This window comes from Streptomyces sp. NPDC057638 (assembly GCF_042800315.1).
In the GTDB taxonomy this organism is placed as follows: domain Bacteria; phylum Actinomycetota; class Actinomycetes; order Streptomycetales; family Streptomycetaceae; genus Streptomyces.
In genome coordinates, this window is sequence record NZ_JBHVHF010000111.1 from 1 (window position 1) to 22,714 (window position 22,714).

The following is a 22,714-nucleotide window of genomic DNA, read 5'->3' on the forward strand; positions in this document are numbered from 1 at the left end:
CGCCCTGAGGCGCCCCGGCCGGAACTCTCTACTGTGCGGACACGGTCTAGATCTCACCACGCAGTTTGGCGAGGGCCTCGGCGAGGATGGCCTCGCCGTCGGCGTCGCTGCGGCGCTCCCGTACATACGCGAGATGCGTCTTGTACGGCTCGGTACGCGGCGGGTCCGGTGGGCTGTCCCGGTCCTGACCGGCCGGGAACCCACAGCGAGGGCAGTCCCAGGTGTCGGGCACCTGGGCGTCGCTGGCGAAGCTCGGCTGTGTCTCGTGCCCGTTCGAGCACCAGAAGGAGATGCGCAGGCGAGGCGCGGACTCACCGCGCTCGGCCTCACCCATCGGCCCCGCTCCGACCCGGCTTCCCCGGATCGCGTTGCCACTTGCCACGGTCGTAACTCCCTGCGTGATGGTGCTGCCCCAGCGTCCCGCGGCGGCTGCGCCGCGGTGCCCCAGTCTACGTAAGGCCCAACGCTCGTCCAGGGATTGGAGTTACATCCCGGCCCGTGCGGGGAACGCTTCTGGGTCAGCTGTCGAGCTTCATCAGCAGACCCAGTACGACAATGGACGCGAACCAGAGCAGACCGACCACGACGGTGATCCGGTCGAGGTTGCGCTCGGCGACCGAGGAGCCGCCGACGGAGGACTGCATGCCACCGCCGAACATGTCGGAGAGGCCGCCGCCCTTCCCCTTGTGCATCAGCACCAGCAGCATCAGCAGCAGGCTGAAGACGATCAGGGCGATCGAGAACCCCATAACCACGGCTGGACCCTACTTCCTGACAGTTCTCGGAGACATCGTTGTGTGTGCCACTTATGCCCGCTGACGGCCCTCACCCGGGACGGGGCCGCCACCATGGTCGCGGGGGCGGCTACGGTCCCGTAGCAGCGGGGCCCGCGGACAGCGGGGGCCGGGTGGCACACCACCCCGGCCCCCGCAAGGGTACGACGGATCCGTCCTACCGCATACTCACTGGTCGCGAGGGTGAACTCACTGGTCGCGGAAACGGACGATCTTGACGAACTCGTCCGTGTCCAGCGAGGCGCCGCCGACCAGGGCACCGTCCACGTCGGGCTGCGCCATGATCGCGGCGACGTTGGAGCCCTTGACCGAGCCGCCGTACTGGATGCGGACCTTGTCGGCCAGCTCCTGGGAGTACAGCTCCGCCAGACGGCCACGGATGGCCGCGCAGACCTCCTGGGCGTCCTCGGGGGTGGCGACCTCGCCGGTGCCGATCGCCCAGACCGGCTCGTAGGCGATCACGAGGGTCTCGGCCTGCTCGGCCGGGAGGTCCTTCAGCGCGCCGTCGAGCTGGGCGAGGGTGTACGGGACCTGCTGGCCCGCCTTGCGGATGTCCAGGCCCTCGCCGACACAGAGGATCGGCGTGATCCCGTGCCGGAAGGCGGCCTTGACCTTGGCGTTGCACAGCTCGTCGGTCTCGCCGTGGTACTGGCGGCGCTCGGAGTGGCCGACCGCGACGTAGGCGCACTTGAGCTTGGCGAGCATCGCGCCGGAGATCTCTCCGGTGTAGGCGCCGGACTCCTGCGCCGAGATGTCCTGGGCGCCGTACCTGATCTTGAGCTTGTCGCCGTCGACCAGGGTCTGCACGGAGCGCAGATCGGTGAAGGGCGGCAGGACGGCGACCTCGGTGGCCTCGTAGTCCTTGTCCGCCAGGGCGAAGGAGAGCTTCTGGACATGGGCGATGGCCTCAAGGTGGTTGAGGTTCATCTTCCAGTTGCCCGCCATCAGCGGGGTGCGCGTAGTAGTCATGAAAGGTGTCAGTCCTCCAGTGCGGCGAGGCCGGGAAGCGTCTTGCCTTCGAGGTATTCGAGGCTGGCGCCGCCGCCGGTCGAAATATGGCCGAATGCCTTCTCGTCGAAGCCCAGGGTCCGCACCGCGGCGGCGGAGTCCCCGCCGCCGACCACGGTGAAGGCCGGGGAGTCGACGAGCGCCTGGGCCACGGCCTGGGTGCCCTGGGCGAAGTCGGGGTGCTCGAAGACGCCCATCGGACCGTTCCAGAAGACGGTGGCCGAGTCGGCGATCTTGGAGGCGAAGAGCGCACCGCTCTCGGGGCCGATGTCCAGCCCCTGCTGGTCGGCCGGGATGGCGTCCACGGCGGTGGTGGTGGGGTGGGCCGGGGCCTTGGTCTTCAGGTCCGGGAACTCCGGGGCGACCACGACGTCGACGGGGAGCACCAGCTCCACGCCCTGCGCCTTGGCCTGCTCCAGATAGCCCTGGCAGGCCGGGACCTGGTCCTCCTGGAGGAGCGAGGTGCCGACCTCGTGGCCCTGGGCCTTGAGGAAGGTGTAGGCCATGCCGCCGCCGATGAGGATGCGGTCGGCCTTCTCCATGAGGTGGGAGATCACACCGAGCTTGTCGGAGACCTTGGCGCCGCCGAGGACGACGGTGTAGGGCCGCTGGACCTCATCGGTGAGCTTCCGCAGGACGCCGACCTCGGTGGCGATCAGATAGCCCGCCGCGTGCGGCAGCCGGGCCGGGAGGTCGTAGACCGAGGCGTGCTTGCGGTGCACGGCGCCGAAGCCGTCACCGACGTACAGGTCGGCGAGGGTGGCCAGCTGATCGGCGAAGGCGCCGCGCTCGGCGTCGTCCTTGCTGGTCTCACCGGCGTTGAAGCGGAGGTTCTCGATCACCGCGACCTGGCCGTCGGCCAGCGCGGCGACGGTGGCGCGGGCCGACTCGCCCACGGTGTCGCCGGCGAAGGCCACCTCGGCGCCGAGCAGCTCACCGAGCCGGGCGGCGGCGGGCGCCAGCGAGAACGCGGGGTCCGGCGCGCCCTTGGGGCGGCCGAGGTGGGAGGCCACGACGACCCGCGCGCCCGCGGCGGCGAGCTTGGCGACCGTGGGGACGACGGCCCGGATCCGGCCGTCGTCGGTGATGGTGGTGCCGTCGAGCGGGACGTTGAGGTCGGCGCGGACGAACACGCGCTGGCCCGCCACACCGTCGGCGAGCAACTGATCGATCGTCTTCATGGAAAGGGGACTCCTCGGAGGCGGAAAACGTGCGGCAGGGCCCGGGTAGCGCCACACCGCGCCACCCGGGCCCATCCGCTCACATCGTGATGCTCTCGTCGCTGGCCTGAGCCCGCGTGCTCCGAGCCGTCAGAGCTGGTTGCCGACGAAGACCGTCAGGTCGACCAGACGGTTGGAGTAGCCCCACTCGTTGTCGTACCAGCCGAGGATCTTCACCGAGTTGCCCTCCTGGACCATGGTCAGGGAGGAGTCGAAGGTGCAGGACGCCGGGTCGCTGACGATGTCCGAGGAGACGATCGGGTCCTCGGTGTAGGAGATGATCCCCTGCAGGTCGCCCTCGGCGGCCTTCTTGAACGCGGCGTTGACCTCGTCCTTGGTGACCTCGCGGCCCAGCTCGACCACCAGGTCGGTGGCGGAGCCGGTCGGGACCGGGACGCGCATGGCGATGCCGTCGAGCTTGCCCTTGAGCTGGGGCAGGACCAGGGCGGTGGCCTTCGCGGCACCCGTCGTGGTCGGGATGATGTTCTCGGCGGCGGCGCGGGCGCGGCGCAGGTCCTTGTGCGGGAAGTCCAGGATCCGCTGGTCGTTGGTGTAGGCGTGGACCGTGGTCATCAGACCGCGGACGATGCCGAAGTTCTCGTCCAGGACCTTGGCCATCGGCGCCACGCAGTTGGTGGTGCAGGAGGCGTTGGAGATGACGTGGTGCTGGGCCGGGTCGTACTTGTCCTCGTTGACGCCCATCACGATGGTGATGTCCTCGTCGCTGGCCGGAGCCGAGATGAGGACCTTCTTGGCACCACCGGCGATGTGCTTCGCGGCGTCGGCCTTCTTGGTGAAGATGCCCGTGGACTCGATGACGATGTCCACACCCAGCTCACCCCACGGGATGTCGGCGGGGTTGCGCTCGGAGAGCACCTTGATGGTGTGGCCACCGACAGTGATCGTGTCAGCGGTGTGGGACACCTCGGCCTTGAGCCGGCCCAGGATCGTGTCGTACTTCAGCAGGTGGGCCGTGGTCGCGGTGTCGCCCAGGTCGTTGACAGCCACGATCTCGATGTCCGCACCCTGCTCCAGCAGCGCGCGGAAGTAGTTACGTCCGATGCGGCCAAAGCCGTTGATGCCTACGCGGATCGTCACGAAACCGATCTCCTCGTTGGTACGCCGACCTACGGTCGTCGGCGAGTTTGTATTGGGATGTCCCCGACCGCTTACGACCCTACCTCCCTGGACGCCCCGAGGTGACATCGGAGGGCCCGTACGGGGCGGCGGCGGCCCGTACCGCCGGGTAGCGGAGTACGCGCCGCCACCGTCACGCTCCGTCACTACCTCAGGGCATCGAGCGCCTTCCCGAGCACCCGTGCGCGCTCCCCCGGAAGGGTGAGGTGCTCCAGCCCGAAGCCGAGCAGGACGGTGCTCCCGGTGGTCACCGCGCCCGCCGACGGGTACAGGTCCCGGCTGCGGACGAACGCGCCGCGCGGCGCCGGGCTGCCCGGCGGCGGACCGGCGGAGGTCCAGGCGCCCAGCGAACTCTCGAAGCCCTCGCTGCCCTCGGCGCCCCCCGCGGTGACCAGACGCGCCCGGTCCAGGAAGAGCCCGCGCCCGCCCTCGATGGTGTCGGTGACGTACGCGAGGGAGAGCTCGATCGTCCTCCCCGCGTAGGCGCTCAGATCGAAGGAGACCGGGCGCCAGCCGTCGGAGGCCCCGGTGAAGCTGTTCCACTGGCCGCTGGTGCCGCTGGGCAGACAGGTCCCCCCGCTCACCGTGAGGTAACGGCGCAGGAACGGGTGGTCACCGGTCAGGTAGCCCGCGGCGCACTCGGCGGGCACGGCGGGCCGGGTCGAGCCCTTGGCGTCCGGCAGGGTGGTCCAGTCGTCCTGGCCCACGGTCCGCACCTCGACCAGGGCGTGGTCGTACCCGGGTTCGATGTTGTAGCTGAGCTGCGCCTCCAGCCGGGGCAGGTCGGCCGCGGTGGTCCCGGTCAGATCGATGGTCCGGGTCAGCCGCTGATAGGTGGAGTGGGCGTGCGGGGCCGCCGCGTACCACTGCCCCTCGTACGGGGAGAACGGCATCGCCACGCCCGGGTAACCGCCCGCGCCCGCGCTGCGGAACTGCGGGAACCGGTCCGGCGGCAGGGTGTCGGAGGTGATGGTGTACGCCCCGGCGGCGTCCAGCGGGTTGCCCGGCGCGTCACCGAGGGTGCCCGTGGCGCCCGCGAGCCGTCCCGCGCCCGTGAAGCCGGGGGCGCCCGCGAGGGAGGCGCGCAGCGAGGCCCCGAGGTAGTACTGGGCGAAGTCGTCGCTCACCACCCGGCCGAGGTTGGCGCTGCCACCGGCCCGTTCGCCCGCGAGAATGAGCTTGCCGCCCTCGTTGACGAAGGAGCGCACCGCGTCGGTGATCCCCCAGGACGGCGCCGCCGCCCCCGAGTACCAGACGGTGGTACGGAAGTGACCGAGCACGCCCAGCGGGTGCGGGCGGCCCTGGGTGGCGACGTCCCAGACGGCGGCGGCGGTGCCGTTCGCGGCCAGCGCTCCGGTGTAGGCGGTGAGATGGCGGGCGGGCGTGGCGCCGCCCTCCTCGGCGAGGACCAGGGTGGCCGCGGCGGCCCGGTCGGCGACCTTGTAGGTGAAGCGTTCGCTCGCGGTGGGCTTCCCCTTCTTCGTCCGTCCCGCGAACCAGACCTCGACGCTGTCACCGGTCCGGGCGCCGGTGACAGCGGCGCGGTACTCGTCGAAGACGATGTTGTTCTCGGCACCGAAGACCTCGCCGCCCTGCCAGGCGGCCAGCGGCTTCCGCTGGACCGGGCCGCCGTTGACGCGGTAGCGCAGCTCCTTGGCGCGCAGGGACACCCGCGCGGTGACGGCGACCTCCTGCGGACCGGAGCGGGCGTAGGAGACGGTGAAGGGGTCGGTGGTGAAGTCGGCCGCCGTGAGCCCGACCGAGGAGACGGGCTGGTCGGGGTCGAGGGAGCTCTCCGCGACGGTGAGGGCGAAGGGGATGTTCTTCGCGAACTCCTGCTGGATCAGCTTCTCGTCGTCGGGGAAGGTGAAGACGGAGGCGCAGTCCGCCGGATGCCAGACGTCGGCCGGATCGAGCCGGGAGACGGCCTGGCAGGTCGACATCTCCGGGGTGAACATCATCAGCCGGTTGGCGTTGGACGCGTGGCCGTTGGCCTCCCCGTTGGTGGGGTACAGCTCGGAGGCCACCTGGGGGCGGTAGCCGGGGATCGCCGGGTTCTCCGGTGTGCCCGCGATGGTGCGGTAGGCGATGTCGTCGGGGGTGGCGGTGGCGATCTGCCAGCCCACGCCGTAGAGCACCAGTTCGGCCGCCGAGTGGTAGTTGACGCCGTACTGGAAGCCGATACGTTTCTGGAAGGCGTCCAGCGCCCGGGTCTCCGGCTCGGAGGAGGCGCTCGGGCCGCGATAGGTCTCGCTGTACGGGTCGGGGGACGAGCCCTCGTCGTCGTAACCCCACTTGTAGGCGAAGTTACGGTTGAGATCGACCCCGTCGGCGGCCGTGAGCCTGCCGTCCTTGTCGTTGTCCCGGAGGTTCTTGCGCCAGTGGCGCTCGAAGGAGCCCCCGGCGAAGGTGTGGTCATAGCCGTCGGGGTTGGCCGACAGCACGAACCACAGCTCACTGGAGTCCACGATCCTGGTGATCCGGGGGTCCTTGCCGTAGCCCGCGAGGTAGTGGTGCATCAGCCGGCGGGTCATCTCCGGGGTGATCCACTCGCGCGCGTGCTGGTTGGCGAGATAGAGCGTGGCGGGCTTGGTGCCGTCGCGGTGCTGGTCGGCGCCCTTGCTGAGCTTGAGGGCGAGGATGTCCTGGCCGTTGAGGCTCTTGCCGATGCTGATGACCTTGGTGAGCCCCGGGTGGGCCCGCGCGGTGGCGAGGATCTCCTCCTTGAGGCCGCCCGCACCGCCGTAACGCCGGAAGACGCCGTCACCCGCCGCCGTCACCCGCGCGCGGGCGGCCGGGGTGAGGGTGTGCTCCCGGATGGCCACGCCCCGCGCGCGCAACGCGCTGGCCTGGCGTTCGGTGAGGTACAGCTCCACCGGGGCGGCGCCCTGGGCGGGTATCCGCGCGCCGAGCTCATGGCCGTCGGCACCGGCCGCGATCAGCAGCGGCACCTGGTCCTTGGTGACGCTCGCCCGCCACACGGACAGCGCCTCCGCGCCGCCTCCGCCGCCCCGGGCGGTCGCGGACGGGGTGCCGCCCGGCTGCGCCTGCGCGGAGGGCGCGGCGGCCAGGGTGGCGGCGATCAGTGAAGCAGCGGCGAGAAGCGATCTCGCTCCGCGTCTCATGGAGCCCCCTTGTCGATGTCTGCCTATCGAAACGCAGGACACACTGATGAACCCGCCATGATCATGTCAACCCCTCCTCCCCTCCATGGCCGGACACACCCCGCAGGTCGGCCACACGACCCCGCCCCGCTCGCAAGCCATGCCCGCCACCCGGCGGCCACGCGGGTGCGACCAACTTGCGGCTACGCGGGCTCCACCTGCTTACGGGCACGCCGGGTCCCCACCCTTGTGGGCACGGGTTCCGCCCGGGCGATGGGGGTCCCCGCGGCCGAAGTCCCCCAGGCGCGGGCCTGGGGTGGGGGCACCTCCCAGACGCAGGCCTGGCGGGTGAGACCCGGCTGCCCGCGCGGGGCGGTGGAGCCCCGGGCCCAGTCGCCCGGAAGGGAGGCGCCCAGCGCGCAGGGGCTAGCCGACGAGGCCCTCGGCCATGTCCTCCGTCAGATTGGACTCGGTTCCCGGAATCCCCAGATCCTGCGCCCTCTTGTCCGCCATCGCCAGCAACCGGCGAATCCGCCCCGCCACCGCGTCCTTCGTCAGCGGCGGATCCGCCAGCGCCCCCAGTTCCTCCAGCGACGCCTGCTTGTGTTCCATCCGCAGCCGCCCGGCGGCGGCGAGGTGCTCGGGTACCTCCTCGCCGAGGATCTCCAGCGCCCGCTGGACCCGCGCCCCGGCGGCCACCGCGGCCCGCGCGGACCGCCGCAGGTTGGCGTCGTCGAAGTTGGCGAGCCGGTTGGCTGTGGCGCGCACCTCGCGCCGCATCCGGCGTTCTTCCCAGGCCAGTACGGACTCGTGTGCCCCGAGCCGGGTCAGGAGCGCCCCGATGGCGTCCCCGTCCCGTACGACGACGCGGTCCACACCGCGTACCTCGCGCGCCTTCGCGGCGATGGAGAGCCGGCGGGCCGCGCCGACGAGCGCCAGCGCGGCCTCGGGGCCGGGGCAGGTGACTTCGAGGGAGGAGGAGCGGCCGGGTTCGGTGAGCGAGCCGTGGGCGAGGAAGGCGCCGCGCCAGGCGGCCTCGGCATCACAGGTGGCGCCGGAGACGACCTGGGGCGGCAGTCCCCGGATCGGGCGCCCGCGCCCGTCGACCAGTCCGGTCTGCCGGGCCAGCTGGTCACCGCCCGCGACGACGCGCACCACATAGCGTGAGCCGCGGCGCAGCCCGCCGGGCGCCATCACCATCAGTTCGGACGCATGGCCGAAGATCTCCAGGATGTCCCGCTTGAGCCGGCGCGCGGCGATGCCGGTGTCCAGTTCCGCCTCGATCACGATGCGCCCGCTGACCAGGTGCAGCCCTCCGGCGAACCGCAGGATCGAGGAGACCTCGGCCTTTCTGCAGCAGGTCCGGGTGACGGGGAGCCGGGAGATCTCATCCTTCACCGCTGCCGTCATCGCCATGGGCCGATCCTTCCATGCATCCGAAAAATACGGTCATACGCGGCGGCCAACAGTTCCGGATCATGCTTGGAGACACTGTCGGGCGAGGCCACCGGGGCCAGCTCGACCGCCGCGCCCAGGCGCTTGGCGGCGTCGGCGAGGAGAGTACGGTCGGGCACGGCGGCCTCGTCGGCCAGGACCACGTCCAAGGTGAGTTTAGGCGCGTGTCGTCCCAAAACCTCCAAATGACGCTGCGGGGAGAACCCTTCCGTCTCGCCCGGCTGGGGCGCCAGATTGAGCGAGAGGACCCGCCGCGCCTTGGTCTCCACCAGCGCCTCCAGCAGCTCGGGCACCAGCAGGTGCGGGATCACGGAGGAGAACCATGAGCCGGGCCCGAGAACCACCCAGTCGGCGTCAAGGACGGCGGCCACGGCCTCCGGCACGGCGGGCGGGTCGTGCGGCACGAGGTGGACCGACTGGACCTCACCGGGGGTGAGCGCCACCGTGGCCTGGCCGCGCACGGTCCCGACCTCGTCGGGGTGGGCCGGGTCATGCCCCCGTACCAGTGCCTGGAGCTCCAGCGGCACCGCCGACATGGGCAGCACCCGTCCGTGCGCCCCCAGCAGCTTGCCGACCAGGTCGAGCGCCTGGACGGGGTCGCCGAGCTGCTCCCAGAGGGCGACGATCAGGACGTTCCCCACGGCGTGCTCATGGAGGTCACCCTGGGACTGGAACCGGTGCTGGATGACCCGGGCCCAGGTCTGGCCCCAGTCGTCGTCGCCGCACAGCGCGGCGAGCGCCTTGCGCAGGTCACCGGGCGGCAGCACCCCCAGTTCCTTGCGCAGCCGCCCGCTGGAGCCGCCGTCGTCGGCGACGGTGACGACGGCCGTGAGGTCGCCGGTGATGCGGCGCAGCGCCGCGAGCGAGGCCGACAGGCCCATGCCGCCGCCGAGGGCGACGACCTTGGGCTGGGCGCCCCGCCCGCGCTTCAGTGGCGCGTGGGTGGACCTGCGCAGCCGCCGCAGCCGCAGGGAACGTCCGGTCACTCGCGCCCCAGGTCCCGGTGGACGACGACGGTCTCGACGCCCGCGGAGGAGAGCCGCGCGGCGAGCTTCTCGGCGGTGGCCACCGAGCGGTGCTTGCCGCCCGTACAGCCGACCGCGATGGTCACATAGCGCTTGCCCTCGCGGCGGTATCCGGCGGCGATCAGCTGGAGCAGCTCGGTGTAGCGGTCGAGGAACTCCTTGGCGCCGGGCTGGTTGTAGACGTAGTTCGACACCTCTTCATTGAGCCCGGTGAAGGGCCGCAGCTCCGGCACCCAGTGCGGATTCGGCAGGAAACGCATGTCCACGACGAGGTCGGCGTCGACCGGCAGCCCGTACTTGAAGCCGAAGGACATCACGGTGGCCCGCAGCTCCGGCTCCTCCTCGCCCGCGAACTGGGCGTCCATCTTGGCGCGCAGCTCGTGGACGTTGAGGCTGGAGGTGTCGATGACCAGGTCGGCGTCTCCGCGCAGCTCACGCAGGAGATCGCGCTCGGCGGCGATGCCGTCGGTGATCCGCCCGTCGCCCTGGAGCGGGTGGGGTCTGCGGACCGATTCGAACCGCCGTACCAGGGTGTCGTCCGAGGACTCCAGGAAGACGGTCCGCCGGGTGACCTGCTTGGCGTCCAGATCGGCCAGGGACTCGCGCAGATTGTCGAAGAACCGCCGTCCGCGCACATCCACCACGACGGCGATCCGGGCCACGTTCCCCTGGGAGCGGGCACCGAGCTCCACCATGGTGGGGATCAGCGCGGGTGGGAGGTTGTCGACGACGAACCAGCCGAGGTCCTCCAGACACTTGGCGGCCGTACTGCGTCCCGCGCCGGACATGCCGGAGATGATGACCAGCTCGGGGATGGCCGTGTCGGTCCCACCGCCGGGCTCGGTAGCGCTGCCCGTACTCATCTCTTCCGCTCCGTCTCGGTCGTGCTCGTTCATGTGCTTCCCCCGTCGTCTTCCATGATCTCTCCTGTGGCCGTGTTCACGGCCGGGGCGGCCGGTGCCGCCTGGGCGAGGGCGGCCATGACGGACTCCGCCGTCTTGCGCCCCATGCCCGGTACCTCGCAGATCTGCTCGATTGTGGCCTGTCGCAGCCGTTTGACCGAGCCGAAATGCTTGATCAGCGCCTGTTTGCGGGTCTCGCCGAGGCCGGGGACGGAGTCCAGGGCCCCCGCACGGACCTTTCTGGACCGCTTGGAGCGCTGGTAGCGGATGGCGAAATCATGGGCGGTGTCACGGACCCGCTGGAGCAGATAGAGGCCCTCGCTGGTGCGCGGCAGCACCACGGGGTCGTCCTCGCCGGGGAGCCAGACCTCCTCCAGCCGCTTGGCCAGCCCGCAGACGGCGACGTCGTCGATCCCCAGCTCGTCCAGGGCCCGGCGGGCGGCGGCGACCTGCGGCTGGCCGCCGTCGACCACGACGAGCTGCGGCGGGTAGGCGAACCGCTTGCGCCGCCCCTCGTCCTCGGCCGGAACCGCCGGTACCACGGGCACGGCCGGAACTACGGGCACGGCTGGGACTGCCTCGGCGGCCGGGAGAGCGGGTCCCACCGGGGCGGCCAGGGAAGCGGGGGTGCCCGGCGCGTCGTCGCCGTGCGATGACACGTCGTCCGCGCCGATCCACTCCCCCGTACGGTCCTTCTCCGCCAGATAGCGCCGGAAGCGGCGGCTGATCACCTCATGCATCGCCCGGACATCGTCCTGACCGGCGAAGCTCTTGATCTGGAAGCGGCGGTACTCGCTCTTGCGGGCGAGCCCGTCCTCGAAGACGACCATGGACGCCACGACGTCCTCGCCCTGGAGGTGGGAGATGTCGAAGCACTCGATCCGCAGCGGCGCCGAGTCCAGCCCCAGGGCCTCGGCGATCTCCTCCAGCGCCCGGGAGCGGGTGGTGAGGTCTCCGGCGCGCTTGGTCTTGTGCAGGGCGAGCGCCTGCTGGGCGTTGCGCTCGACCGTCTCCATCAGGGCCTTCTTGTCACCCCGGCGCGGGACGCGCAGGGAGACCAGGGAGCCCCGGCGCGCGCCGAGCCAGGCGCTGACGGACTCGGGGTCCTCGGGCAGCGCGGGCACCAGCACCTCCTTGGGCACCGCGTCACCGCTCTCCTCGCCGTAGAGCTGCTGGAGGGCGTGCTCGACCAGGCCCGAGGTGTCGACGGCCTCGACCTTGTCGGTGACCCAGCCTCGCTGGCCGCGCACCCGGCCGCCCCGGACGTGGAAGATCTGGACGGCGGCCTCCAGCTCGTCCTCGGCCACGGCGATCAGATCGGCGTCGGTGGCGTCGCCGAGGACCACCGCGTTCTTCTCCAGGGCGCGGCGCAGCGCCTCTATGTCGTCGCGCAGCCGCGCCGCCCGCTCGTACTCCATCTCCTCGGCGGCGGCCATCATCTGCTGTTCGAGGCGGCGCAGATAGGTGCCGGTACGGCCCGCCATGAAGTCGCAGAACTCCTCGGCCAGTTCGCGGTGCTCCTCCGGGGTGACCCGCCCCACGCAGGGCGCCGAGCACTTGCCGATGTACCCCAGCAGACAGGGGCGCCCCTTCTGCTGGTGGTTGCGGAGCACCCCGGCGGAGCAGGTGCGCACGGGGAAGACCCGCAGCATCAGGTCGACGGTCTCGCGGATCGCCCACGCGTGCCCGTAGGGGCCGAAGTAGCGCACGCCCTTGCGCTTGGCCCCGCGCATCACCTGAACGCGCGGGAACTCCTCGTTCAGCGTGACCGCGAGGTAAGGATAGCTCTTGTCGTCGCGGTACTTGACGTTGAACCGGGGGTCGAACTCCTTGATCCAGGTGTACTCCAGCTGGAGCGCCTCGACCTCCGTGGAGACCACGGTCCACTCCACGGAGGCGGCCGTGGTGACCATGGTGGCGGTACGGGGGTGCAGCTGGGCCAGGTCCTGGAAGTAGCTGGCCAGGCGCTGGCGCAGGCTCTTGGCCTTCCCGACGTAGATCACCCGGCGGTGCTCGTCGCGGAACTTGTAGACCCCCGGAGAGTCGGGGATCTCTCCCGGCTTGGGCCGGTAGCTGGAGGGGTCTGCCATGCCGACCACCCTACTTGCGGCCACTGACAGTCCGGCCGCGTCACGCCTGGTGCGGACGGGCCCGCCGGCCGTCCCGTCCGCGACGGTCCCACGGCCCTTCCGCACGGACCCGCCTTCCCCCGGTACGCGCCTTCCCGCGGGTCCGCGCCTTCCCCTGCGGACGCGCCATTCCCCTGCGTACGGATACGGGGAGGCGGGCACGGACGGAAGCGGTGCCCACCGCCCCCACGGGAGGGGCGGCGGGCACCTGGGGGGTGGACTCAGCCGGGCTCGGACGGGTCAGGCGCGGCGGCGCAGCCGGGTCAGGGCCAGGGCGCCGAGGGCGGCGGTCACCACGACGCCCGCTCCGGCGGCCACGGCGGTCGCGGTGTCGGCGGCCGGGGACCCGCTGGCCATGGCGGCCCCATCGGAGGCCCCACCAGCGGGGGCGGGGGCCGGGGCCGCGGCGTCAAAGCCCCCGGCGTAGCCCTCCTTGGCGTACTCCGAGCCGGGCAGCTTGTCCGCGTAGGAGGCGCGGACCCGGTCCCCGTAGACGGCGAGGGTGGTCCCCTTGGCGCCGATCGCGCGGGTGGCGTCGTCGTCCAGGGGAAGCACACGCGTCCCCTTGGTGACGTACCAGGCGTCGATCTGCGGCTCGCGGAAGACCGTGCCACCGGGGAGCTTGCGCGCGCCCAGGGTCGCGTACCGGAACTCGTCGTCCCCGGTGGCGATGTTGACCACCTGCCAGCGCGTTCCCTGGCGAGCCGCCCACACGGAGGCCTTCTGGCCGTCGGAGGAGACCGCCGGGGTGGCGAGGACGTCCACCCTGGCGACGGGCGCGCCCTTCTTCCCCGCGACGAACTCCGGCGACAGCGTCAGCACCGCCACCGTGCGCCCGTCGGCGCGGGGTGCGGCGGCCGAGCGGGCCACGGCACCGTCCCGGGCGAAGAAACGGGAGAGCGTGTCCATGGTCGCGGGTGCCGTCGCCGCGTTCCGGGCCTGGGTGAGCTCATCCGCAGATGGCGCAGCCGGCACAGCTGGCACGGGAACGGACGGCGCGGCGGCGGCCGTGCCCCCGAGGGTGGCGAGCGCCAGACAGGTCCCGAGGGCCAGGGCGGCACCGCGCGCTGAGGTCATCCGCTGCATGGCGCTCACGCCCCGATCCGGTAGAGCGAGTGGGTCCAGGTGTGGGAGTTGTTGTTCACGTACCAGGCGTGCGAGGCCCAGTTGTACCGCCCGGCGCTCGGCCAGGGGTCGCCCCAGTAGACCCAGCTGTTGGCCGTGTCGTAGCCGTAGATGACATGCATATGGCCGCCGCCGCTCGCCCACAGGATCCGGGTCTCGATCGGGCGGTTGGCGTTGATCTCGGTCTGGACGGCCGAGTAGCGCAGCCAGTCGCCGATGTAGGTACCGGGGCTGATGCCCGCCCAGCGCAGACCGGTCTGCACATTGGCGAGGGTGGCCTGGTTGTTGGGGCACTCGGAGCCCTGCTGGCGGTTGAAGGCGGCGTTGCAGAACTGGTTCTGCGAGTAGGTGCGGCCGTAGTAGGTGGCGATGGTGTTGCCCGCGGCGGCCCAGCACCAGTTGGTCTTGAGCTGTGCCTGCATGGTGATGTTGAGGCGCTTCGCGGCCAGTGCCGCCGTGGGGGCGGCGGGCGCGGTGACACCGGCGGGCGCGGTGGTGTCGGCGGCGGGTGCGGCGGTGGCCGACGACAGGGGCAGGGTGAGAAAGGCGGCGAGTACGGTCGCCACTGCGGCGAGCCGTCTCCTGGTAGTGCGCATCGCGTTCCTCCCAGAGGGGGTGTGGGGGTGGAGGAGCGCGTCCGGACGCTGCGGATGAGCATCGATCCTTGTCCGGAACAGGTCAACACGCTTCAATGCGTGGACCACGGCGCTGTGAACGCCGCGACCGGGATGTGAACGCGACCGTCCCGTCATTCCTGGACGGCCGCCCCCTCTCCGCGGCGCGACCGGGCCCCGTCGTGAACGTTCACCGCGCGCCGGCGTGCGGGCCGCGCGCGGCCCAGCTCCAAGCCCCTGGAGGTTCCCATGGGTCACACCGAGGCCGATCTGGCACAGGTGCTCCACACCGGCCCGTTCCATCTCGCGCTGCGCGCGGCCCTGGCCGTACGCGGGCTTCCGCTCCAGCGCGTCCAGCACCATCTCGCCCACCGGGGCATCAAGGTCGGTGTCACCAGTCTCAGTTACTGGCAGCAGGGCGCCCGCCGCCCCCAGCGCCCGGAGTCGCTGCGGGCCGTACGCGCCCTGGAGGACGTCCTCGAACTCCCGGGGAACTCGCTCATCCGCCTCCTCGACCTCGGTGAACGCCCCCGGAGCGAGGCCGAGCGCCCCGTCTCACGCTCCTATCGCGCCCTCCTGGAGGTCTCCGGATCCGTGGAAGCGATCCTCGCCGACCTGGAGTCACCCGCCGACGGCGGTCTCCACACCGTGGGCCACCACGAGCGGGTACGGATAGGGGCGCGCCGGGAACTGATCGGCCGCGACTCCCAGCACGTGGTGCGCGCCCACCGGGACGGGGTCGACCGCTATCTAGCCATCCACCACGGCGACACGGGCTGTGACCCCGCCCGGGTGCGGGTGAGCGCGCTGGAGAACTGCCGCACCGGGCGGGTCCGCTGGGACCGGCGGACCGGGGTGACCGTCGCCGAGCTGCTGTTCGACACCCGGCTGAGGGCCGGGGAGACCTATCTCTTCGGGTACGGGTTCGAGGACGGCACCGGAGGGCCCAGCACCGAGTACGTCCGGGGCTTCAGCTACGCGGGCGGTCAGTACGTGCTCCAGGTCCGCTATGACGAGGGCGCCCTTCCCGTGCGCTGCCGCCGCTTCGCGCAGGCGACGACGGGCGCGCCCCGGGGCGCCCGCACCGATCTCACCCTCAGCGGGCGCCACCGCACGGTCCATCTGGTGGAACAGGGGGTCAGGCCCGGGATCCTGGGCATCGACTGGGACTGGGACTGAGAAGCACGGACGCGGGGACGTCGCGGCCCGGCCCCCAGGGACGGTGACAACGGGAGCGCGCGACCAGGTGCCGTACGACGGAACGCACGTCCAGGTGCCGTACGACGACGGGAACGCGCGACCAGGGTGACGCGCGTGACACGGGCGCGGGGCGGCCGGGCCAGGGGCGCGGGGCCGCCCTGCCCGCCTCCAGGAGACACGCTGGCACGGAGGCGGCGGCCGGACACGGCCGGAGCCGGTGCGGCTCCGGGGTGGAACGGCCTGGGCGGCGACGCTCAGACCGTGCCGGGCCCCGCGATCAGATTGCCGCCCTTGACCGTGACCGGGATCTCCGGCAGCGGTACGGTCGCCGGGCCCACCAGCGCCTTTCCGGTGGTGACGTCGAAGCGGCTGCCGTGGCAGGGACAGTTGCCCTCGATGCCCTCGACCTTGTCCAGACCGCAGCCCGCGTGGGTGCACTGTGCGCGGAACGCCTTGTACTGGCCCTCCGCCGGGCAGCTCACCACCAGCCGCTGCTCGCGGAAGAGCTTGGCACCCCCGACGGGAACGGCGGTGGCGGTCCCCAGGTCGACGGCCTCGCTGAGCCCCGGGTCCTTGGCGTGCCCCAGCTTGGAGTCGGTGGAGCAGGCGGCGACGCCGAGTCCGGCCGTCCCGGCCAGCGCGGCGCCTTTCAGCACGGTACGACGGGCGGCTGAGGACGGGCCGGGCATGAGGACTCCACTGGTCAGGACTGAACGACGGGGGCCGCGCGGTGAGGGGGCGCGGGACGACCCTCCCGACAATACCGACGTCTCCCACCACCTCACCGAGCGCCCTCCCCCTGCCCGCGCGCCCTCCGGGTCCGCCCGCCCACCGGAGTACCGGAGACCACGGGCGGGAGTCCGGCGGCCACGGTCACCTCCCAGGGGAACCACGGTCACACCCCGGCGGCGAGCCCGGTCGGGCACGCGGCGGGGCCCCAGGGCACGGGCACACGGCACGGGCGCGGGGCAGGGGGGCAGGGCAGCGGCGTCAACCGGAACCGGGGAGCGCGGCCCGCCCCGCCCATGCGTTACGTTCCCCCCGTGATAGTCGTCGCCGGAGAGTCCCTGATCGACCTGCTCCCCGAGCCAGCCACCGCCACCACGGCCCTCGCCCCGCTCCATCCACGCCCCGGCGGCGGCCCGTACAACACCGCCCTCGCCCTGGGCCGTCTCGGCGGCCCCGCCGCCTTCTGCTCCCGTGTCTCCACCGACGCCTTCGGCGAGGCGCTGCTCACGCGTCTGCGCACGGCGGGAGTGGGTCTCTCCCTGGTGGCGCGGGGGCCTGAGCCCACGACCCTCGCGGTCGCCACCGTCGGCGCCGACGGTTCCGCCGGATACGGCTTCTACGCACAGGGCACGGCCGACCGGCTCTTCGAGCTGCCGCCCCCGCTGCCGGACGAGGTGGAGGCGATGGCCTTCGGCACCTGCTCGCTGGTGCTGGAGCCCGGCGCGAGCGCCTATGAGGCTCTGCTGCGCCGTGAGGCCGGACGCGGCCGGTTCATCCTGCTCGACCCCAATGTACGGCCGGGGATCATCCCGGATCCCGACGCCTGGCGGCAGCGGTTCACGGGACTGTTGCCCCAGGTGTCACTGCTGAAGCTCTCCGAGGAGGACGCCGACTGGCTCGGCGGGGTGCCACGGGGGCCGGAGGCGGTGGTGGTCACCCGGGGTTCCGGCGGTCTGGAAGTGCGTCCCCGGGACGGCGCGCGGGTCGTGGTCCCGGCGATCCCGGTGACCGTCGCGGACACCATCGGCGCGGGCGACACGGTGAACGCGGCCCTGCTCCACGCCGTGCGCCACGCGGACGCGCTGCGCCCCGGGGCGCTGCGGAGGCTGACCTCCGAACAGTGGCGGGCGATCTTGTCGTTCGCCGCCCAGGCCGCGGCCGTCACCTGCTCCCGGGCGGGCGCGAACCCTCCGTACCTCTCCGACCTCCCCGGGCGGGAGACGACGCTCGCGGCCCTCGAACGACGTTAGGGGGCGGGCGATACCCCGGGGCCAGGCTCGCCGGATCGCGGTATGACTCACCCCAGGGGCGCCCGGATCGAACCGGACACCCCTGGAGCCTATGACCCCGATGGGGCCGCGAGACGTGCCGCTACTTCTGCTTCGCGGCGGCCTTCTTCGCCGTCGCACGCGTACCCGCCGTCTTCTGGGCGGCCGTCTTCTGGGCAGCGGCCTTCTTGGCAGCGGACGCGGTGGTGGTGCCCGCACCCGAGGAGGCCGTCCTGCCGGTCGCCTTCTTCGCCGTCGCCTTGGCCGCGGCCTTCTTCGCGGCGGGCGCCGTGGCGCCGCCCGCCGTGGGCTTCCGGGCGGTGGCCTTGCGGGTCGCGGGGGCCTTGCGGGTCGCGGGGGCCTTGCGGGTCGCGGGCCGCGCCCCGTTGCCCAGCCCGATCGCCTCGCTGACACGCTCGGGGTCGAGCATGTCCCGGAGGAACTTCCCGGTGTGGCTGATGGGCACCGAGGCGACCTCCTCGGGGGTGCCCTCGGCGATCACCAGACCGCCGCCGCTGCCGCCCTCGGGTCCCATGTCCACGACCCAGTCGGCGGTCTTGATCACATCGAGGTTGTGCTCGATGACGATCACCGTGTTGCCCTTGTCGACCAGTCCGGAGAGGACCGTGATCAGCTTGCTGATGTCCTCGAAGTGGAGACCGGTCGTCGGCTCGTCCAGGACGTAGACCGTGCGCCCGGTGGAGCGCTTCTGGAGCTCGGAGGCGAGCTTGACGCGCTGTGCCTCACCACCGGAGAGCGTGGGGGCGGGCTGACCGAGCCGGACATAGCCGAGCCCGACCTCGTTGAGCGTCTTCAGATGGCGGGCGATGGTCGGGACCGCCTCGAAGAAGCCGAACGCCTCCTCGATGGGCATGTCGAGCACCTCGGCGATCGACTTGCCCTTGTAGTGGACCTCCAGGGTCTCCCGGTTGTACCGCGCTCCGTGGCAGACCTCGCACGGGACGTAGACGTCCGGCAGGAAGTTCATCTCGATCTTGATCGTGCCGTCACCGGAGCAGTTCTCACAGCGACCGCCCTTGACGTTGAAGGAGAAGCGGCCGGGCTGGTAGCCCCGGACCTTCGCCTCCGTCGTCTCCGCGAAGAGCCTGCGGACATGGTCGAAGACACCGGTGTAGGTGGCGGGGTTGGAGCGCGGGGTGCGGCCGATGGGCGACTGGTCGACATGGACCACCTTGTCGACCTGGTCGTCACCCGCGACCCGGGTGTGCCGCCCCGGAACCGTCTTCGCGCCGTTCAGCTCGCGGGCGAGATGGGTGTAGAGGATGTCGTTGACCAGCGTGGACTTCCCGGAGCCCGAGACACCGGTGACGGCGGTGAGCACCCCGAGCGGGAAGGAGACGGTGATGTCCCGCAGGTTGTTCTCCCGCGCTCCGTGGACCGTGAGCTGGCGCCCCGGGTCGGCGGGGCGGCGCAGCTCGGGCGTGGGGATGGACCTCTTGCCGGACAGATACTGCCCGGTCATCGAGGTCTCGTTGGCCAGCAGCTCGGCCAGCGGTCCGGAGTGGACCACCTTGCCGCCGTGCTCACCGGCGCCGGGGCCGATGTCGACGACCCAGTCCGCGACCTTGATGGTGTCCTCGTCGTGCTCCACCACGATCAGGGTGTTGCCCATGTCGCGCAGCCGGACGAGCGTCTCGATCAGCCGGTGGTTGTCCCGCTGGTGCAGTCCGATGGACGGCTCGTCCAGGACGTAGAGGACACCGACGAGCCCGGAGCCGATCTGGGTGGCGAGCCGGATGCGCTGCGCCTCGCCACCGGAGAGCGTCCCGGCGGCGCGGTTGAGCGAGAGGTAGTCCAGGCCGACGTCGACCAGGAACCTCAGCCGCTCGTTGACCTCCTTGAGGACCCGCTCGGCGATCTTCTTGTCGCGGGCGTTGAGCCGCAGGCGGCCGAGGAAGTCGGCGCACTCGCTGATCGACATCCCGGAGACCTCGGCGATGGACTTCTCCATCACGGTCACCGCGAGGACGATCGGCTTCAGCCGGGTCCCCTCACAGGTGGGGCAGGGCACCTCGCGCATATAGCCCTCGAAGCGCTCCCTGCTGGAGTCGCTCTCCGCCTCCTGGTGCCGCCTGCGGACGAACTGCACGGCGCCTTCGAAGGCGGGGGTGGTGTAGGCGCGCTCGCGCCCGTACCGGTTGCGGTAGCGGACCTCGACCTGGGTCTTGTGACCGTAGAGCAGCGCCTTGCGGGCGCGCTGGGGCAGCCCGGCCCAGGGCATGTCGGTGGAGAACCCGAGTGCCTGGGCGAGCCCGCCGATCAGCCGGCCGAAGTACTCCTTGGTGTGGCCGTGGGACCAGGGGTGGATCGCCCCCTCGTCCAGCGACTTCTCCTCGTCCGGGACGATCAGGTCCGGGTCGACCTCCATCCGCGTGCCGATGCCGGTGCAGTCGGGGCAGGCGCCGAAGGGCGAGTTGAACGAGAAGGAGCGCGGCTCCAGCTCCTCGAACGACAGGTCGTCGTACGGGCAGTACAGATGCTCCGAGTACATCCGCTCGCGCTCGGGGTCGTCCTCGGGCAGGTCGACGAAGTCGAGTACGACCATGCCGCCGGAGAGTCCGAGCGCGGTCTCCACGGAGTCGGTCAGCCGCCGCTTGGCGCTGTCCTTGACCGTGAGGCGGTCCACGACCACCTCGATGGTGTGCTTCTCCTGCTTCTTCAGGGTCGGCGGCTCGGCCAGCTGGATGGTCGTCCCGTCGACCCGGGCGCGGCTGTACCCCTTGGTCTGGAGGTCGGCGAAGAGGTCGACGAACTCTCCCTTGCGCTCGCGCACCAGCGGCGAGAGCACCTGGAAACGGCTGCCCTCCGGAAGCTCCAGCACCTTGTCGACGATGGCCTGGGGCGACTGGCGCGAGATCGGCCGCCCGCACTCGGGGCAGTGCGGCTTGCCGATCCGGGCGAAGAGCAGGCGCAGATAGTCATAGACCTCGGTGATCGTGCCCACCGTCGACCGGGGGTTGCGCGAGGTCGACTTCTGGTCGATCGAGACGGCCGGGGAGAGGCCCTCGATGAAGTCGACGTCCGGCTTGTCCATCTGCCCCAGGAACTGCCGGGCGTACGACGACAGGGACTCCACGTAACGGCGCTGGCCCTCGGCGAAGATCGTGTCGAAGGCGAGCGAGGACTTTCCCGAGCCGGAGAGCCCCGTGAAGACGATCAGGGAGTCCCGGGGGAGGTCCAGCGAGACGTTCTTGAGGTTGTGCTCGCGAGCGCCACGAACGATGAGACGGTCGGCCACGCCGGGTCCGCACCTTTCTTGAGAGGGCGGCTGTCTTCAGACGCCGAGGGAGAACGGGAAAGCGGGTGTGAGGTGGGAGGAACGCGTTTCGTGAGAGTCGGAAAGAACGGGGGCACGGCGGCACCGGGCCCGGGTCCCCGACCGGGGGCCGTCGGCGCTGGGTGCCGGGCGGTCGAAGGTGCCCGACATCCAAGGATGCCTCGCTCCAGGCTATAGCACGTGCATTCGATTTACGGCGGCCGATCACCTCCTTCACCCGATCGTGTGGCGGGGCTATCGTCGGCCGCATGATCGACCCCCAGCGCGACCTGGCCTCCGTACGCCAGGCGACCGAACGATTGCTCACCGCAGCCACTGACCTGGACAACGCACGCCTCGCCGGACCGTCACGTCTGCCCGGCTGGAGCCGCGGCCACGTCCTGGCCCACCTCTCCCGTAACGCCGACGCGCTCGTGAACGTTCTCGAAGGCCGCCCGATGTACCCGAGCGCCGAGGCGCGCGAGCACGACATCGAGCGGGGCTCGGGGCGCCCGCTCGACGTCCAGCTCGCCGATGTCGGCGACAGCGCCACCGCGTTCCAGGCCGTCGCCGGGCTCCCCGCCGACTGGGAGCGCGTCGTCGCGCTGCGTGGCGGTGTGACCGACCGGGCGGCCCGGATCCCCTTCCGGCGGCTCATCGAGGTCGAGCTGCACCATGTCGACCTGGACGTCGGCTACGACCTGGAGGACCTGCCCGCGGACTTCACCCTCCGCGAGATCGCGTTCCTGGCCGAGCGCTTCTCCGGCCACGCGGACGTGCCCCCGCTGCGGATCAGCGCCTCAGGCGACGTCGGCGCCTGGTTCACGGGCGGTACGGACGGCTCACCCATCACCGTCAGCGGCCCGGCGCCCTCCCTGCTGGGCTGGCTCGCGGGCCGCCGCACCGGGGACGCGCTCACCGACCTGGCGGTCGACGGCGCCGCGACGGCCGCCGGACCCCCCGCGCTCCCGCCGCTATAGGCTGCCCCCATGACCTACAGCGGAGTGGTGCGGGTCGGCGGGCCCGCGGATGTGCACGAGCTGACCGACCTGATGATCTCCAAGGTCGCGGTCGGTCCGATGGACAACAACAGCTACCTTCTGCGCTGCCGGGCCACCGGTGAGCAGCTTCTGATCGACGCCGCCAACGAGGCGCCGACGCTGCTGCGGCTGGTCGGCGACGACTCGATCGCCTCCGTCGTCACCACCCATCGCCACGGTGACCACTGGCAGGCACTGGCCGAGGTGGTCGCCGCGACCGGCGCCCGCACCTACGCGGGCGCGCGCGACGCGGAGGGCATCCCGGTCCCGACGGACGTCCCGGTGGAGGACGGCGACGTGATCCGCGTCGGGCGGGTCGAGCTGACCGCGCGCCACTTGGTGGGGCACACCCCGGGGTCGATCGCGCTGGTCTACGACGACCCGCACGGCCCTCCCCACCTGTTCACGGGCGACTGCCTCTTCCCTGGCGGCGTCGGCAACACCCGGGACGACCCGGCGGCGTTCGTGCGCCTGATCGGGGACGTCGAGACCAAGCTCTTCGCCGTGCTCCCGGACGAGACCTGGGTCTACCCGGGCCACGGCAAGGACACCACCCTCGGCGCCGAGCGTCCCCACCTCCCGGAGTGGCACGCGCGCGGCTGGTGAGCACGCCGGGCACGCCCCCTGGACGCGGACCGACGTCCCGCCCCCGGTGGACCGTACGCCGGTCTTCGCACGGTCCACCGG

Annotated in this window: 18 protein-coding genes; 4 read left to right on the forward strand and 14 right to left on the reverse strand. The window is 71.6% G+C overall.

The annotated features are described in order from the left end of the window. Positions 1 to 46: 46 nt before the first annotated feature. From ACFVIM_RS17095 to ACFVIM_RS17150, 12 genes are all read right to left on the reverse strand, one after another. A complete protein-coding gene (locus ACFVIM_RS17095; protein ID WP_079110552.1) occupies positions 47 to 382 on the reverse strand; it encodes an RNA polymerase-binding protein RbpA in 336 nt (111 codons plus the stop codon). Between the two features lie 136 nt (positions 383 to 518). Continuing rightward, positions 519 to 749 carry a preprotein translocase subunit SecG gene (gene secG, locus ACFVIM_RS17100; protein WP_384301899.1) on the reverse strand — a complete coding sequence of 77 codons (231 nt, stop codon included), beginning with the start codon at positions 747 to 749 and terminating at the stop codon, positions 519 to 521. 234 nt (positions 750 to 983) lie between these two features. Next, the gene (gene tpiA / locus ACFVIM_RS17105; RefSeq protein WP_384301870.1) at positions 984 to 1,763 is read right to left on the reverse strand and encodes a triose-phosphate isomerase; all 780 of its coding nucleotides are present in this window, start codon (positions 1,761 to 1,763) and stop codon (positions 984 to 986) included. A gap of 8 nt (positions 1,764 to 1,771) precedes the next feature. After that, the gene (locus tag ACFVIM_RS17110) at positions 1,772 to 2,983 is read right to left on the reverse strand and encodes a phosphoglycerate kinase (protein ID WP_384301872.1); all 1,212 of its coding nucleotides are present in this window, start codon (positions 2,981 to 2,983) and stop codon (positions 1,772 to 1,774) included. Between the two features lie 129 nt (positions 2,984 to 3,112). Then, positions 3,113 to 4,120: a type I glyceraldehyde-3-phosphate dehydrogenase gene (gene gap / locus ACFVIM_RS17115; RefSeq protein ID WP_384301874.1), complete on the reverse strand. Its 1,008-nt coding sequence runs from the start codon at positions 4,118 to 4,120 to the stop codon at positions 3,113 to 3,115. A 185-nt stretch (positions 4,121 to 4,305) separates the two neighbouring features. Beyond that, a complete protein-coding gene (locus tag ACFVIM_RS17120) occupies positions 4,306 to 7,284 on the reverse strand; it encodes a M14 family zinc carboxypeptidase (protein ID WP_384301876.1) in 2,979 nt (992 codons plus the stop codon). 405 nt (positions 7,285 to 7,689) lie between these two features. Next, positions 7,690 to 8,679 (reverse strand): DNA-binding protein WhiA, encoded by a 990-nt coding sequence (gene whiA, locus ACFVIM_RS17125; RefSeq protein ID WP_384301878.1) that lies wholly within the window; start codon positions 8,677 to 8,679, stop codon positions 7,690 to 7,692. Further along, on the reverse strand, positions 8,670 to 9,704 hold the full coding sequence (yvcK, locus tag ACFVIM_RS17130) for a uridine diphosphate-N-acetylglucosamine-binding protein YvcK (RefSeq protein ID WP_384301879.1): 1,035 nt from the start codon (positions 9,702 to 9,704) through the stop codon (positions 8,670 to 8,672). Before yvcK ends, whiA begins: the two co-directional genes overlap by 10 nt. Then, positions 9,701 to 10,639, reverse strand: coding sequence for an RNase adapter RapZ (rapZ, locus tag ACFVIM_RS17135; RefSeq protein ID WP_384301881.1), 939 nt, complete (start codon positions 10,637 to 10,639; stop codon positions 9,701 to 9,703). Before rapZ ends, yvcK begins: the two co-directional genes overlap by 4 nt. Further along, on the reverse strand, positions 10,636 to 12,735 hold the full coding sequence (gene uvrC, locus ACFVIM_RS17140; RefSeq protein WP_384301883.1) for an excinuclease ABC subunit UvrC: 2,100 nt from the start codon (positions 12,733 to 12,735) through the stop codon (positions 10,636 to 10,638). The genes rapZ and uvrC overlap by 4 nt, the downstream gene beginning before the upstream one ends. Before the next feature lie 279 nt (positions 12,736 to 13,014). After that, positions 13,015 to 13,860 (reverse strand): hypothetical protein, encoded by an 846-nt coding sequence (locus ACFVIM_RS17145; protein WP_384301900.1) that lies wholly within the window; start codon positions 13,858 to 13,860, stop codon positions 13,015 to 13,017. Positions 13,861 to 13,865: 5 nt separating this feature from the next. After that, on the reverse strand, positions 13,866 to 14,495 hold the full coding sequence (locus ACFVIM_RS17150) for a papain-like cysteine protease family protein (RefSeq protein ID WP_384301885.1): 630 nt from the start codon (positions 14,493 to 14,495) through the stop codon (positions 13,866 to 13,868). Between the two features lie 267 nt (positions 14,496 to 14,762). Here ACFVIM_RS17150 and ACFVIM_RS17155 point away from each other — a divergent pair, with 267 nt between their 5' ends. Next, positions 14,763 to 15,692 carry a hypothetical protein gene (locus ACFVIM_RS17155; RefSeq protein ID WP_384301887.1) on the forward strand — a complete coding sequence of 310 codons (930 nt, stop codon included), beginning with the start codon at positions 14,763 to 14,765 and terminating at the stop codon, positions 15,690 to 15,692. 275 nt (positions 15,693 to 15,967) lie between these two features. Here ACFVIM_RS17155 and ACFVIM_RS17160 read toward each other — a convergent pair whose 3' ends face one another. Next, on the reverse strand, positions 15,968 to 16,402 hold the full coding sequence (locus ACFVIM_RS17160) for a Rieske (2Fe-2S) protein (protein WP_384301889.1): 435 nt from the start codon (positions 16,400 to 16,402) through the stop codon (positions 15,968 to 15,970). A 354-nt stretch (positions 16,403 to 16,756) separates the two neighbouring features. Here ACFVIM_RS17160 and ACFVIM_RS17165 point away from each other — a divergent pair, with 354 nt between their 5' ends. Next, complete coding sequence (locus tag ACFVIM_RS17165) at positions 16,757 to 17,692, forward strand: carbohydrate kinase (protein ID WP_384301891.1); 936 nt, start codon at positions 16,757 to 16,759, stop codon at positions 17,690 to 17,692. A gap of 121 nt (positions 17,693 to 17,813) precedes the next feature. Here the strand turns inward: ACFVIM_RS17165 and uvrA are convergent, their stop codons facing one another. Further along, positions 17,814 to 20,969: an excinuclease ABC subunit UvrA gene (gene uvrA, locus ACFVIM_RS17170; protein WP_384301893.1), complete on the reverse strand. Its 3,156-nt coding sequence runs from the start codon at positions 20,967 to 20,969 to the stop codon at positions 17,814 to 17,816. Positions 20,970 to 21,256: 287 nt separating this feature from the next. Here uvrA and ACFVIM_RS17175 point away from each other — a divergent pair, with 287 nt between their 5' ends. Together ACFVIM_RS17175 and ACFVIM_RS17180 are read left to right on the forward strand one after the other, a co-directional pair. Continuing rightward, positions 21,257 to 21,967 carry a maleylpyruvate isomerase family mycothiol-dependent enzyme gene (locus ACFVIM_RS17175; protein WP_384301895.1) on the forward strand — a complete coding sequence of 237 codons (711 nt, stop codon included), beginning with the start codon at positions 21,257 to 21,259 and terminating at the stop codon, positions 21,965 to 21,967. A 9-nt stretch (positions 21,968 to 21,976) separates the two neighbouring features. Then, a complete protein-coding gene (locus ACFVIM_RS17180) occupies positions 21,977 to 22,633 on the forward strand; it encodes an MBL fold metallo-hydrolase (RefSeq protein WP_384301897.1) in 657 nt (218 codons plus the stop codon). Positions 22,634 to 22,714: the final 81 nt, after the last annotated feature.

Coding starts and splice junctions, on each gene's coding strand:
- whiA (WP_384301878.1), bottom strand. CDS start 8,679: ATGGCGATGACGGCAGCGGTGAAGGATGAGATCTCCCGGCTCCCCGTC.
- tpiA (WP_384301870.1), bottom strand. CDS start 1,763: ATGACTACTACGCGCACCCCGCTGATGGCGGGCAACTGGAAGATGAAC.
- ACFVIM_RS17110 (WP_384301872.1), bottom strand. CDS start 2,983: ATGAAGACGATCGATCAGTTGCTCGCCGACGGTGTGGCGGGCCAGCGC.
- ACFVIM_RS17160 (WP_384301889.1), bottom strand. CDS start 16,402: ATGCCCGGCCCGTCCTCAGCCGCCCGTCGTACCGTGCTGAAAGGCGCC.
- uvrC (WP_384301883.1), bottom strand. CDS start 12,735: ATGGCAGACCCCTCCAGCTACCGGCCCAAGCCGGGAGAGATCCCCGAC.
- ACFVIM_RS17180 (WP_384301897.1), top strand. CDS start 21,977: ATGACCTACAGCGGAGTGGTGCGGGTCGGCGGGCCCGCGGATGTGCAC.
- ACFVIM_RS17145 (WP_384301900.1), bottom strand. CDS start 13,860: ATGCAGCGGATGACCTCAGCGCGCGGTGCCGCCCTGGCCCTCGGGACC.
- ACFVIM_RS17120 (WP_384301876.1), bottom strand. CDS start 7,284: ATGAGACGCGGAGCGAGATCGCTTCTCGCCGCTGCTTCACTGATCGCC.
- ACFVIM_RS17150 (WP_384301885.1), bottom strand. CDS start 14,495: ATGCGCACTACCAGGAGACGGCTCGCCGCAGTGGCGACCGTACTCGCC.
- ACFVIM_RS17155 (WP_384301887.1), top strand. CDS start 14,763: ATGGGTCACACCGAGGCCGATCTGGCACAGGTGCTCCACACCGGCCCG.
- rapZ (WP_384301881.1), bottom strand. CDS start 10,639: ATGAACGAGCACGACCGAGACGGAGCGGAAGAGATGAGTACGGGCAGC.
- secG (WP_384301899.1), bottom strand. CDS start 749: ATGGGGTTCTCGATCGCCCTGATCGTCTTCAGCCTGCTGCTGATGCTG.
- ACFVIM_RS17175 (WP_384301895.1), top strand. CDS start 21,257: ATGATCGACCCCCAGCGCGACCTGGCCTCCGTACGCCAGGCGACCGAA.